The organism is Treponema sp. C6A8, assembly GCF_000619925.1.
In the GTDB taxonomy this organism is placed as follows: Bacteria; Spirochaetota; Spirochaetia; order Treponematales; family Treponemataceae; genus Treponema_D.
The window spans coordinates 175,206-187,175 of sequence record NZ_JHVB01000001.1 but is presented as its reverse complement, the minus strand read 5'-3'; the positions used below and the strand labels follow the sequence as shown (position 1 = coordinate 187,175).

The 11,970-nt window shown below is 41.4% G+C and carries 13 protein-coding genes and 6 tRNA genes; 14 read left to right on the top strand and 5 right to left on the bottom strand.

The annotated features are described in order from the left end of the window. Nucleotides 1-34: 34 nt before the first annotated feature. The 4 genes from T530_RS0100835 (at nt 35) to tsaB (ending at nt 2,075) form a co-directional block, all read left to right on the top strand. Complete coding sequence (locus T530_RS0100835; RefSeq protein ID WP_027727370.1) at nt 35-625, top strand: hypothetical protein; 591 nt, start codon at nt 35-37, stop codon at nt 623-625. 81 nt (nt 626-706) lie between these two features. After that, on the top strand, nt 707-973 hold the full coding sequence (locus T530_RS0100830; RefSeq protein ID WP_027727369.1) for a hypothetical protein: 267 nt from the start codon (nt 707-709) through the stop codon (nt 971-973). Next, entirely contained in the window at nt 967-1,401 is a 435-nt protein-coding gene (gene tsaE / locus T530_RS0100825) for a tRNA (adenosine(37)-N6)-threonylcarbamoyltransferase complex ATPase subunit type 1 TsaE (protein ID WP_027727368.1), read from the top strand. The genes T530_RS0100830 and tsaE overlap by 7 nt, the downstream gene beginning before the upstream one ends. Next, nucleotides 1,398-2,075: a tRNA (adenosine(37)-N6)-threonylcarbamoyltransferase complex dimerization subunit type 1 TsaB gene (gene tsaB, locus T530_RS0100820; protein WP_027727367.1), complete on the top strand. Its 678-nt coding sequence runs from the start codon at nt 1,398-1,400 to the stop codon at nt 2,073-2,075. Before tsaE ends, tsaB begins: the two co-directional genes overlap by 4 nt. 99 nt (nt 2,076-2,174) lie before the next feature. Here tsaB and csrA read toward each other — a convergent pair whose 3' ends face one another. The 5 genes from csrA to T530_RS0100795 all read right to left on the bottom strand — a co-directional run bounded on the left by csrA (nt 2,175) and on the right by T530_RS0100795 (nt 6,612). Further along, on the bottom strand, nt 2,175-2,429 hold the full coding sequence (gene csrA / locus T530_RS0100815) for a carbon storage regulator CsrA (RefSeq protein WP_027727366.1): 255 nt from the start codon (nt 2,427-2,429) through the stop codon (nt 2,175-2,177). Continuing rightward, nucleotides 2,429-2,872: a flagellar assembly protein FliW gene (gene fliW, locus T530_RS0100810; RefSeq protein WP_027727365.1), complete on the bottom strand. Its 444-nt coding sequence runs from the start codon at nt 2,870-2,872 to the stop codon at nt 2,429-2,431. The genes csrA and fliW overlap by 1 nt, the downstream gene beginning before the upstream one ends. A gap of 116 nt (nt 2,873-2,988) precedes the next feature. Then, entirely contained in the window at nt 2,989-4,233 is a 1,245-nt protein-coding gene (locus T530_RS0100805) for a flagellar hook-associated protein 3 (RefSeq protein WP_027727364.1), read from the bottom strand. 53 nt (nt 4,234-4,286) lie between these two features. After that, nucleotides 4,287-6,161 (bottom strand): flagellar hook-associated protein FlgK, encoded by a 1,875-nt coding sequence (gene flgK, locus T530_RS0100800; protein ID WP_027727363.1) that lies wholly within the window; start codon nt 6,159-6,161, stop codon nt 4,287-4,289. A 22-nt stretch (nt 6,162-6,183) separates the two neighbouring features. Continuing rightward, nucleotides 6,184-6,612, bottom strand: a complete 429-nt coding sequence (locus T530_RS0100795; protein ID WP_027727362.1) for a hypothetical protein — start codon at nt 6,610-6,612, stop codon at nt 6,184-6,186. Nucleotides 6,613-6,810: 198 nt separating this feature from the next. Here T530_RS0100795 and T530_RS0100790 point away from each other — a divergent pair, with 198 nt between their 5' ends. The 10 genes from T530_RS0100790 to clpX all read left to right on the top strand — a co-directional run bounded on the left by T530_RS0100790 (nt 6,811) and on the right by clpX (nt 11,903). After that, nucleotides 6,811-7,440, top strand: coding sequence for a hypothetical protein (locus T530_RS0100790; RefSeq protein ID WP_027727361.1), 630 nt, complete (start codon nt 6,811-6,813; stop codon nt 7,438-7,440). 115 nt (nt 7,441-7,555) lie between these two features. Beyond that, nucleotides 7,556-7,627: transfer RNA gene (locus T530_RS0100785), tRNA-His, on the top strand. Between the two features lie 54 nt (nt 7,628-7,681). Further along, a tRNA-Arg gene (locus tag T530_RS0100780) sits at nt 7,682-7,756 on the top strand. Between the two features lie 243 nt (nt 7,757-7,999). Then, nucleotides 8,000-8,072: transfer RNA gene (locus T530_RS0100775), tRNA-Lys, on the top strand. 27 nt (nt 8,073-8,099) lie between these two features. Then, nucleotides 8,100-8,179: transfer RNA gene (locus tag T530_RS0100770), tRNA-Leu, on the top strand. Between the two features lie 38 nt (nt 8,180-8,217). Beyond that, nucleotides 8,218-8,289 (top strand) — tRNA-Gly (locus T530_RS0100765). A gap of 35 nt (nt 8,290-8,324) precedes the next feature. Next, nucleotides 8,325-8,396: transfer RNA gene (locus tag T530_RS0100760), tRNA-Gly, on the top strand. A gap of 106 nt (nt 8,397-8,502) precedes the next feature. Then, nucleotides 8,503-9,855 (top strand): trigger factor, encoded by a 1,353-nt coding sequence (tig, locus tag T530_RS0100755; protein ID WP_027727360.1) that lies wholly within the window; start codon nt 8,503-8,505, stop codon nt 9,853-9,855. A gap of 145 nt (nt 9,856-10,000) precedes the next feature. Then, the gene (clpP, locus tag T530_RS0100750; RefSeq protein ID WP_027727359.1) at nt 10,001-10,600 is read left to right on the top strand and encodes an ATP-dependent Clp endopeptidase proteolytic subunit ClpP; all 600 of its coding nucleotides are present in this window, start codon (nt 10,001-10,003) and stop codon (nt 10,598-10,600) included. A gap of 28 nt (nt 10,601-10,628) precedes the next feature. Continuing rightward, nucleotides 10,629-11,903, top strand: a complete 1,275-nt coding sequence (gene clpX / locus T530_RS0100745) for an ATP-dependent Clp protease ATP-binding subunit ClpX (RefSeq protein WP_027727358.1) — start codon at nt 10,629-10,631, stop codon at nt 11,901-11,903. Nucleotides 11,904-11,970 lie beyond the last annotated feature (67 nt).

Here is an 11,970-nt window from a genome sequence, read left to right as displayed (position 1 = left end):
TATGCCGATTATTAAGTAATAATACGAGGAACTTATGGTAGAATTTTATATTAACGGACAGAATGTTGATGTTCAGATTGAAGACGAACAGACAGTAGGTGATGTTCTTAAATCTTTTGAAAAAACTTGCGAAGAAAACGAAGCTGCCGTAATCGGAATCAGTGTAGACGGCAAGCAGATAACAGCTGATATATTTGACGAAGAAGCTGCAAAAGAACTTGGAAAAAATACAAAATTTGAGTTCTCTGTAGTAACAAAGGGTTCTATAAGAGAATCTTTTGAAAATCTTTCAGTTCTTTTTACAAGCCTTTCTGAAAAAATGGAACAGGTTCCTGTTGCCCTTCAGAACGGCCAGAATTCTGAAGTTGTAGAATCAATCAAAAAACTTGCAGATAATATAAATGAGTTCTGCCATGTTGCAACTCTTGCTTCACTTTTCCCTGACACTTTCAAGGAAATCACAATCAACGGCATGAACTTCAAGGACTTTTTTGCAGATTTTTCTCAGATTTTACTTGATTTTGAGCAGGCTCTGCAAAATAATGATACTGTTCTTATTGGAGATTTGTCTGAATACGAAATCTGTCCTCGTCTGACAGCAATTTCTCAGGCATTGCATTTCTAATCACTACGTTAAAAAGTACAAAATAACAAAATTGTATTTAAACTTGTGAATAGTAACTTTTTGGAGTAGAATGATAGAACGATGAAGGTGCTTGAATTACAAAATCTACAGCGTGAGGAAGGTCAGATTTTTTATCTGCGCAAATATACCTGCGATGCAGTTATTGAACTGCCAACCGCAACCGAAACCGCCGGGATTTTATTTACAATTGAAGTAAATCCAATGGGTAAACGAATCATCAATATTTCATTCATAAAGCCCATTAACTATCCTCTTTTGCCTGTAAAAAAAGCGCTTACTGAATTTATTCTAACAGAAGAACTGGAAGGCAGACTCCCTCAATGTTAACATTTACAACTCACTCCGCTGACGAGACTATTGCCCTTGGCGAAAAAATCGGCTCCCTTTTGAAAAAAGGTGACGTTATTGCCATGCAGGGAACACTCGCAGCTGGAAAAACAACAATCACAAAAGGAATTGCAAAGGCTCTGGGCGTATCAGACACAATTACAAGCCCTACTTTCTGTCTGATTAGCGAATACTCAGGAAAGATGCCCCTTTACCACATGGACGTTTACCGTCTTGAAGGTTCAGAGGATTTTATCAACCTGGGAACAGACGACATGATTTACGGAAACGGAGTTTCCATCATCGAATGGAGCGAAAAAATCATGGACGAGCTTCCAAAAAAGACAATTCTTTTAAAAATCACTCCGGGCGACGGAGACGAGAGAACAATCACAATCGAAAACTGGAATAACGGAGACATCAAATGAAAGCTCTGGCTATAGACTGTGCAGTTACAAGACTTATTGTAGCCGCAAAAAATGATGACAACATGTGCGCCGCTGTTTACGACATCGGCATGAAGCAGTCAGAAACAATCGTAAATGCAGTTGATTACGTGCTGGAAAAAGTGGGAATCACTGCAAAAGAATTAGATTATACCTGCGTTACAGGCGGTCCTGGAAGCTTTACGGGTCTTCGTCTTGGCTTTTCAGTTTTGAAGGCGCTGACGCTTGCTAACGGCACACCCCTTTACGCAATTTCATCTCTAAAAATTCACGCATGGCCATATCTGGATTCAGAGCTTCCTGTCCTTTGCGGAATTGATGCTAAAAAAGACAGATTTTATGCAAGCCTTACAGAAGGCGGAAAAGAAATTCTCCCGGACGGAGACTATGAAATTCCAGCCATCGTAGAAAAGGCAAATCAGTTTGATAAGATTTTTGTATGCGGAACAGACTGCGAAGTTTTCTGCAAGCTTCTTTCAGAAAAGGGCTTAAAAGCAAAAGTATTCAGTCCTAAAGTTCAGGCATTGAGTGCAGAAAGCATGTTCCAGATTACAGAAAAGATGATTGCAGAGGGGCAAAAGCCTCTTGCAGATTATGACGGCCCTGTTTACCTGCGTGCCAGCGAAGCGGAAGTGAAACTTACACAAAATAAATAGCCACAGATTAGACACAGATAAACACAGATAGTGATTTATAACAAAACGCTTTCTTATTTCAAAAATATAATATCTGTGTCCATCTGTGTGTATCTGTGGCTATTTCCCTAACAACTTAGAAAGCGCGCTGACAGCAGCAATAGCGGATTTTTCCTCATTGGCAGCTTTATTTTCCACTGCGGCAGCTTTATTTTCGCTCTGGATAGCGTCAAATACTTCCTGGCGGAAAACCTTTACGTTTTTTGGAGCTTCAACACCAATTTTTACCTGATCTCCGTGAACATCAATCAGGGTAATTGTGATATTTTCGCCGATTTTAATTTTCTCATCGATTTTTCTTGAAAGGATTAACATTATCGTTCTCCTTTTTGCTCAAGAGCCTTCATGATGTCAAACTTTGTGCTCCAGCGATTGTCGTTCAGCACAACCTGCATGCACTTCTGGTTCTTTTTATTGATTACCAGAGGTCCCTGAAGGTTTGCAGTGATTGGAGCTCCGTTTCTTGGAACTGTAACAATCGCCATTATGATAATATCTTCCGGTTTTTCAATTCCGATTTTTGAAAGTGTTTCATCATCAATGTCGGCTTCATAGTCGGCGCAGATTCTGAAAGGATCTACAATCAAAAATGCAAGATTTGAATCTTCGCAAGACTGCAGCCAGATAAAGGGCATGTATTCAGAATCAATAAGCGCGTATTTTGAATACATTTCAAAACCAAATAAACCTTCCGGAATAGTCAGAAGATTTTCGGCGGCAACATCCACTTTGCCTTTTTCTCTTGTTAGAACTTCCATAAATTCATCCTTTGTTTACTTGAGGAGGCTGCTATGCAGCCTCTTGATTTATAGCAAACCGTTAAAAAAATTGCGAAAGCAATTTTTAGGTTTTCCACACTTTGTGTGAGTTATAATTACCTCATATAGTTCAACAAAGTTGAACTGTACATTTTGCCAGCCTGGCTAAGGGTTGCCTGATTTGTGTAGTCGAGCATCTTGAGGTCGGTGATGGCTTTTGTAAAGTCAAGGTCACCTTCGCGGCTGATCTGACTGTTTACATCAAGGGCAAGCTTTGAATTACGGGTGATGTTAAGCTGGGCACGCTCGTATTCAGAACCGTTTTTTGCAATGCGGGTTACGAGGTTTCCGATTCCCTGATCAAGGCTTCCAAGCACGCGTCCGCCAATTGATTCGCTGTCGCCGGCAAGAAGAGCATTGCGGAAGGCAATTACGGTGTCAAAAAGAGAACCGCCGCTTACACGGGTACTGTCACCAAGATTATATGGAGGACGCTGAGAAGAATCCTTGATAATTCCAAGCTCGTTCAAGGCGTTTCCCTGAATATCTTCAAGCCAGAGCTGGCGGGCATCAGTTGTCGTAAGATTTAAGCTCTTGCGAACCGGGTCTACACTAGCCTTTACGGCAGCATTACTTTCGTTAATTTTTCCAACAACGGCGTAAATATTGTCGCCCTGGTTAATTTTAATCTGAACACCGTCAACGCTGATAATAGAATCACTGTTTGCCTGCCACTGAGAACCGTCGCGGCCGCCAAAAACCTGCTGATTTTCTGCCCAGAAGGTTCTTACACCGGCATTGTCGTTATCAAGGTATTTTCCTTCATCAACTTCAATTTTATTTACCTGAATATTTCCGTTATAGCGGACATTCTGAATCAAAGCGCTGCCAGAGCCTTCAACGTTTCCCATATCAACTTCAAAGGCAGTTGCCTTTGTGTTTGTGCCTGCAAAAATTGAGTTTCCGTCAGAAGAAACGGCGTTTGCATTCTGAATAAGCTGTTTCAAAAGCTCATCAACTTCAGTCGCCATATTCTTAAGGTCATCTTTTGTGTAGATACCGTTTGCTCCAGTTACGGCAAGCTCGCGCACTCTCTGCATGATTTCCAGAGAATCTGTCATATAAGTTTCGCGAAGATTAAAAGAGTCGCTCAAAGTTGCAGCATTTTTTTCAAAAGTATTTACGCGGTCAAGGTATGACTGATAGCGCACAAGATGTCCTGCAGCAATCGGATCATCACGAAGCTGCTGGATTTTCTGCTGGCTTCCAAGCTGATTATTTGCGCGGTTAAGTCTGTGTTCCTGAATGCGCAAATTGCTCTGAGTATTATTATTATTCATCTGACTGCTGATTCTGTGCACTTTATGCTCCTTTGCTAATATCTGTCATTGACGGGCTTGACCCGACAATCTATTTACACACCCAAACGGTTAATTACAGTATCCACCAGATTATCCCAGACGGTGATAAACTTGGCAGCGGCATTGTAGCCGTGCTGGAACTTAAGAATATCTGCAAGTTCTTCATCAATATTTACACCGCTGATTGAATCTCTAAGTCCACGAAGGTCATCCATAATGGCATTCTGACTCATAAGATTCATTTCTGCCTGTTCGCCCATAAGACCAACATTTGTTACGGCATCTGCAAAATAATCATCAAAAGTTTTCTGACCGCCAACCATTACCTGAGAATTGCGGATTGCTGCAATTTCTACTGCGGCACGGCCGTCACCGGCAGCAACGCCTGAATTACCGTCGTTATAGCCTGCAGCAACATTCATAACGTCGTGTCTGATTGCAGGATTTACTTCTACATAAGCAGAAGGATTATAAACAGGACTTACTGCATACTGACTGCCTTCTGCAAGAGCCACAACAGCATCAGCCTGAGCAAAATCATAAGCAGAAGCCTCTCCTGCTCCGCGCAAGATTCCTGCATAACCTGCAAGGAAGTAGCCAGAATCTTCAACATGGCGGATTACAAAATCAGGATTTTCTTCGTGAAGGGCTGTTGTGCCTTTCAAAACAAGGTGATTGTTTTTATCAAGATAAGCCTTAACTTCACTTGTGCTGTCATTAATGCGGGCAATTACAGTTTCTACTGTATCTGTATGATAGTAAGGAATTTCTACATCGCCGTTTGCACCGCTAAGCTTCATGACGCCTTCAAAACCAACCTGCTGCTGCAAATCAAGGGCATTATTTCCTGTAAAGCGGAAGATATATGATGTATCAAGTTCGCCGTCGCCGTCACGGTCAAAATTACCGTTTGTATTTTCTACAAAGCTGTGCTGAACAAAGAAATCAAGGCCTGTTACCTTGTTTGCGCCAACTGCATTGCGGTGAACGTCGTTTACAAGGTCAGAAAAGTTCATAGTCATTGTGTTAAGGCTCTGAATTTCCTTACGGATATCAAGGTCACGAAGTTCTACAAGAGCGCCAAGTTTTCCGCCGCTAAAATGAGCATCGCTTCCTGTGTCTGCCCAGATAAGTTTTGAATAGCCTGTGTCGTCATATTTTGGTTCAAGGGCAAATTCACGGGCTACACTGCCCTGAACAAGGATTTTTCCGTCTACGTGAACTTCAAACTCATCTGAATCGCGCTGATCTGTAGTTACATTAATAAGCTGGCTGAGTTTATCAACAAGAAGATCACGGCGGTCAAGCAAATCGTTAGGATTATCTCCCATTGCCTTTGAACGAACGATTTCTCCGTTTACCTCTGCAATTTGAGCTGTAATAGAGTTTACCTGACGCATTGTAGCTTCAATGTCGCCGTCAATAATATTTGCAACGCCGCTCAAACCTTCCCAGCGGTTTTTAATAGAATCTGTCAAAGTAACGCCGCGGGTAACAACAGCCTGGCGGGCAGCCTGACTTTCAGGATTCATGCTGAGTTCCTGCCAGCTTTCCCAGAATTTATCCATATTAGAACGGATAGAAATATCCGCAGGCTCATTATAAATCTGTTCCAGCATTGTGTAATAATCACTTCTTGTCTGCCAGTAGCTTTCCTGATTAGCCTGAGCAACAATGCGGCCGTCCAGAAGTTCGTCACGGATACGGTTGATGCTCTGAGTATCAATACCCTGTCCAATCATTCCGGCGCGTTCTGCGCGTTCAAGGTCAGGTTTATAAAGAGGATCAAATTCCTTCATCTGAACACGCTGACGAGAATAGCCTTCTGTATTTGCATTTGAAATATTGTGACCTGCAGTTGTGATGGCATCTGTATGAGCCATAATACTGCGTTTTCCAAGTTCAATTCCAGAAAAAGTTGATCCCATTTTTTCTACCTCTCTTTTTTAATTAAAACAACTGATTTACCACAACGCTCTGTGGCTGAGGCTGAACAATATGACCGGTTCGTGAATAATTCTTATTGCGTGACTGAGGCAGAGCCTTTTCCACAACCTGCTGAATAAAGGAACGGCTGATATTTACATAACTTGCAAAAGCCTTGTTTTCTGCCTTGCATTTAAGAAGTTTTGAACGGAGATTTAAGAGAACTTCGCTGTATGATGTAAGTTCTGCTCTATCAATTGATTTCTGAAGTTTTTCGCGTCGTGAATCAAGTGTCTTGAAGGCATCAGACATAAGATTGATTTCCGAAATGCTTGTCATAAGGGCATTCCAGTTTTTCTTTTCTACGGCAAGACGCAAAGCACCCTGCTCTTCTGCAATATGCTCCAGAAGATTATTTTCATCTTCCAGAATGATTTTGAATTCTTCGTTCATAAAATCTCCACTACCATATCCTTTTGATAAGGATTCGGTCTTTCAGTTATTCATCGGAATCTGAAAAAAAAGGTTTAGGGAAATTTAAAAAATTCGCTTAAAAATATAAATTTTACTTATATAAATCAAAATGATATTGACCCGTAAAGATACGTTTCTTATAGTAGAAACAGTAATTAAAAAGGAGATTATAAAAAAATGAAGAAAATCATCGGATTGATGTGTCTTCTTATGACACTTGCTGGTTCTGCATTTGCTAAGAATGCAGAAAAGAAAGGTATTGGGTTCTATGGAAACCTCAACATTGGTTATGCAAATGTTGTATACCATAAGAGCATTTTTACAGAAACTCTTTCTGAGTTTGAAGTAGCTCCAGTTTTTGGTGTTACAGGTCTTGTTCCTGTTCCACACTTCGCAATTGAAGGATTCTGTAACATGGATTTTGGTGGAAAGAAATGGGGCGGATATAACCTTCAGTCTATTTTTATTGTGCCAGGAACTAGAGCAGTATGGGCTCCTCCAATTTCATTCTTCAGCGGAAAAACAGGAACATGGCAGGATCAGCTTATTCCTTTTGTAGGTGCAGGCTTCTCAGTTCCAATTGGTTTCTACAAGGTTGAATATGATACATATACTTACACTTCTAGAGGTACTCAGAAATCAACAGCATCAAATGAAGAAACAGAAGTATATTTCGATGTAGAACTTCAGTTTGGATGCCGCTGGGCATTTACAGATAAGTTAGCTGTACTCGCAGAAGATAACATTTGCTTTGGAGGAATTTTCAAACATTCGTTCACAGCCGGTGTTCTTTACACCTTCAAATAGGAAATTACACAGCGCAGATGCAAAATTTTCATAAAATTTCTAATATTTGCGCTGTGCACCATTGACTTTGAAAGCGAAAATCTGTTAAACTTTCAAAGTCTTAACGACAAATACGGTGCCTATAGTTCAGCGGTAGAGCGCCAGATTGTGGATCTGGTTGTCGTCGGTTCGATCCCGACTAGGCACCCTAAAACGAACAGCTAAATCTGTTCGTTTTTTTTTAGGCAGATTTTTCTGCAATGCGCCTGTAGCTCATCTGGATCAGAGCGTCGGTCTTCGAAACCGAAGGTAGGAGGTTCGAGTCCTCTCAGACGCATGTAAAACGAAGGAAGGCAATCACCATTTTTCAATTGCCCTAACGGTGGCTCAGCGCCGCCCCCGTTGCCCCCTGCTACGAGGATGTTCGCTTCCGCGAACGATTGTACGCAGGTTCGAGTCCCTTCAGACGCATGTAACGGCACTCAAAAAGTCGTGAATAAAAAAAATCAACAATTTTTGAAAAATCAAGAATTACCCTCTTGAACAAAATGCGTCGATTTGTTATATTACTAATCACTTCGGGCGACTAGCTCAGCTGGTAGAGCAACAGACTCTTAATCTGTGGGTCCGGGGTTCGATCCCCCGGTCGCTCATCAAAGAAAGGCTTGGCCTTAAATCACGCGAGAGTGGTGAAATTGGCATACACGCTAGACTTAGGATCTAGTGCTTCGGCGTGAGGGTTCAAGTCCCTCCTCTCGCAATTGTCTTTCCTGGACATTTGCAAAGGAAACAAAACTTGCGGAAATAGCTCAGTGGTAGAGCGCCACCTTGCCAAGGTGGATGTCGCGGGTCCGACTCCCGTTTTCCGCTCTACTTTTCAGAGACCTGAAAACGCATAAAGCTTTGCGGAAATAGCTCAGTGGTAGAGCGCCACCTTGCCAAGGTGGATGTCGCGGGTCCGACTCCCGTTTTCCGCTCTAAATTAAGAAAAGCGATTCAGTTATAAATCTGAACCGCTTTTTTTTTTATAATTTTGAACTTTACTGCCTGCCGGCAGTTAATTTTATTTAAGGGGTTACCACCGTGAAACTTACAAAAGAATTCACAAATTTGGAAAAATCTGCAGTAAAACTGACAGTAACAATTGCAAAAGCTGACGTAGAGCAGTCTTACAAATCTACTTTGTCAAAGTATGTTAAAAACGCACAGATTCCTGGCTTCCGCAAAGGTCACGTTCCGGCAAATGTTCTTGAGCGCAAATATGGTGATTCCCTTAAGGCTGACGCACTCGGAGAGCTTATCGATTCTTCATTGAACGAAATCTTCGAAAAAGAAACAGAAAACCGCCCTCTTCCATATGCACAGCCAGTTATGGACAAGGCTCCTGAACTGGATGTAACAAAAGACCTTACATATACAGTAACTTACGATGTATTCCCAAAAGTTTCAGTAAAAGACTTCTCTGGAATTACAGTAAAAGAACCTCAGGTTACAATTTCTGACGCAGACTTGAACGACGAGCTCAAGGCTATGCAGGAACGCAACGCTTTGGTTGTTGATAAAAAAGACGGAGTTGTTGCAAAAGACAACATCGTAACAATCAACTACTCAGAAATCGGTGAAGACGGAAAAGAAATCGCCGGTTCAAAACGCCAGGATTATGTATTCACAGTTGGAAGTGGTGAGAACCTCTACAAAATCGATGACGAAATCATCGGTATGAAGAAAGACGAAACTAAAGAAATCACAAAATCTTTCAAGAAAGATTACGAAGATTCTGACCTTGCAGGAAAAACTGTAAAACTCAGCGTAACTGTTACAGCAGTAAAAGTTCGCGATCTCCCGGCTCTGGATGATGATTTTGCACAGGACTGCAACGCTAAATACAAGACTCTTGCAGACATGAAAGCTGACATCAGCCGCAACATGGAAGCTGCAAAGAACCGCCGTGTTCGTGAGATGAAGAACAACTCACTTCTTGAACAGCTTGTAGAAAAGAACAAGTTCGACATCCCAGCTTCAATGCTCGCTGCAGAACTTGACGGACGCTGGAGAATGATGGCTCAGCAGTTCCAGACAAGCCCAGAGCAGCTTGAAAAGATGGTTACAGCAAGCGGCCAGACAAAAGAAGCTATGCTTACACAGTGGACTGGCGACAGCGAAAAAATGCTTAAATCTAGAATCATCGTTGATTCACTTCTTAAAGAACGCAACATCAGCGTTACTCCAGAAGAAATTGAAGCACAGTATGCAAAAATCGCTGAAGAAGGCGGTTTGACTGTAGAAGAAGTTAAAAAGCACTATTCTGACGCTCGCGCAAAAGAATATCTTATTGACGATACAAAAGAGAACAAACTTTATGACGAACTTTACAAGGAAGTAAAAGTTGCTAAGGGCGACAAACTTACTTTCAAAGAATTGTTCGCAAATAACTAAGTTTAAAACTTAGTGAAGAAGAATCCTCCGGGCGAAAATCTCGGGGGATTTTTTTTATCTATTTTATAATATCACTACCCTTTTTTAGAATTTTTCATTATATTAATAAAGTACGAAATTTTATTTTTCATAACAGGATGATTTTATGAACGAACAGCAGAACACTCTTGTACCTTACGTTGTAGAAAAGACCGGAAACGGAGAGCGAACTTACGATATTTTTTCTCGCCTTTTAAAAGACAGAATCGTTTTTATTGACGGCGAAATTAACGATGCAACAGCTGACCTTGCTGTAGCTCAGATTCTTTTCCTTGAATCAGAAAATCCAGATAAAGATATCAGTGTTTACATCAACTCACCTGGAGGAAGCGTAACAGCAGGCCTTGCTATCTACGATACAATGCAGTACGTAAAATGCGACATTCAGACAATCTGTATGGGACAGGCAGCTTCTATGGGCGCTATCCTTCTTGCAGGCGGTACAGCCGGAAAACGCTATGCCCTTCCTTCAAGCCGCGTAATGATTCATCAGCCATGGGGCGGAGTTCAGGGACAGGAAAGTGATATTTCCATCCAGGCAAAGGAAATCATCAGACTTAAAAAACTTTCTATTGAATATTTTGCACATCATACAAAAAAATCAATTGAAGAAGTTGCAAAAGATATGGAACGCGATTACTACATGTCAGCTCAGGACGCGCTTGCTTACGGAATTGTAGATCACGTAATGCCATCTAGAAAATAAATCATAAATCTATAAGTGGAGATAAGCGATGGGTCTTTTTAGTACACCTAACGATAAATATTGTTTTTTCTGCGGCAGCACAGCCGGTAAAGACAGAAAATTGATTTCCGGACCTTCTGGAAACTCTTTTATCTGTGACAAGTGTGTTGCAATCTGCGCAGGAATTCTTGAACAGCAGGCAGCTGACGTTCTTCCAATTGAACTGGATAACGTTCCTACTCCTAAAGAATTTAAAGCTTACCTTGACCAGTATGTTGTTGGCCAGGATGACGCAAAAAAAGTTCTTTCTGTTGCCGTTTACAACCACTACAAGAGAATGTCTTCGGCACAGGCTCTTCAGACAGAAGAAAATGCCGTTAAAATTGAAAAATCAAACGTTCTTTTGATTGGACCAACAGGAAGCGGAAAAACTCTTCTTGCAAAAACACTTGCTCAGAAGCTTAAGGTTCCATTTGCCATTGCCGACGCCACAACCCTTACAGAAGCAGGTTATGTTGGTGAAGACGTAGAAAACGTTCTTCTTAAACTGATTAATGCTGCAGACGGAAACATTGAAGCTGCAGAACGCGGAATCATCTTTATTGATGAAATTGATAAGATTGCCCGCAAGTCTGAAAACACATCTATTACCCGCGATGTAAGCGGTGAAGGTGTTCAGCAGGCACTTTTGAAGATTATCGAAGGTACAGTTGCAAGCGTTCCACCTCAGGGCGGAAGAAAGCATCCTAACCAGGAAATGCTTCAGATTGATACAACAAACATCCTCTTTATTCTTGGCGGTGCCTTTGTTGGTCTTGATAAGATTGTTGAACAGCGTGTTTACGCTCATTCTATGGGCTTTGGTTCAAACATCGGACAGATGGACGAAAGTCAGAAGATGAAGCTTCTTTCACAGGTAACACCGGACGACCTTGTAAAATTCGGACTTATTCCTGAACTTATCGGTCGTATGCCTATTACATGTGCCCTTAAAGAGCTCACACAGGATGATCTTGTTTCTGTTCTTACAGAGCCTAAAAATGCCATCACAAAGCAGTTCCAGGCAAGCTTTAAGATTGATGACGTTGATCTTTCATTTGAAGACGACGCAATCAAGGAAATTGCCGCCGAAGCTATCCGCCAGAAAACAGGTGCGCGCGGACTTCGTACAATCGTAGAAAAGATGCTTATGGACATCATGTTTGAAGTTCCTGATATTGAAGGTAAGAAATCTGTTAAGATTACAAAAGATGTAGTTTTACAGAAAGAACAGGATGTGATGAAGCTGATTAATAAACAGTCAAATCAGATTGAGTCGGCTTAGAAAAATAGCCACAGATACACACAGATTTACACAGATAAAAAGCGATGAAAGATTAAAACTTCATCGC

What these genes read in the sequence shown, in the direction of transcription:
- T530_RS0100835 (WP_027727370.1), top strand. Translation starts at nt 35, where the DNA reads ATGGTAGAATTTTATATTAACGGACAGAATGTTGATGTTCAGATTGAA.
- tsaB (WP_027727367.1), top strand. Translation starts at nt 1,398, where the DNA reads ATGAAAGCTCTGGCTATAGACTGTGCAGTTACAAGACTTATTGTAGCC.
- clpP (WP_027727359.1), top strand. Translation starts at nt 10,001, where the DNA reads ATGAACGAACAGCAGAACACTCTTGTACCTTACGTTGTAGAAAAGACC.
- T530_RS0100830 (WP_027727369.1), top strand. Translation starts at nt 707, where the DNA reads ATGAAGGTGCTTGAATTACAAAATCTACAGCGTGAGGAAGGTCAGATT.
- fliW (WP_027727365.1), bottom strand. Translation starts at nt 2,872, where the DNA reads ATGGAAGTTCTAACAAGAGAAAAAGGCAAAGTGGATGTTGCCGCCGAA.
- tsaE (WP_027727368.1), top strand. Translation starts at nt 967, where the DNA reads ATGTTAACATTTACAACTCACTCCGCTGACGAGACTATTGCCCTTGGC.
- T530_RS0100795 (WP_027727362.1), bottom strand. Translation starts at nt 6,612, where the DNA reads ATGAACGAAGAATTCAAAATCATTCTGGAAGATGAAAATAATCTTCTG.
- T530_RS0100790 (WP_027727361.1), top strand. Translation starts at nt 6,811, where the DNA reads ATGAAGAAAATCATCGGATTGATGTGTCTTCTTATGACACTTGCTGGT.
- csrA (WP_027727366.1), bottom strand. Translation starts at nt 2,429, where the DNA reads ATGTTAATCCTTTCAAGAAAAATCGATGAGAAAATTAAAATCGGCGAA.
- flgK (WP_027727363.1), bottom strand. Translation starts at nt 6,161, where the DNA reads ATGGGATCAACTTTTTCTGGAATTGAACTTGGAAAACGCAGTATTATG.
- clpX (WP_027727358.1), top strand. Translation starts at nt 10,629, where the DNA reads ATGGGTCTTTTTAGTACACCTAACGATAAATATTGTTTTTTCTGCGGC.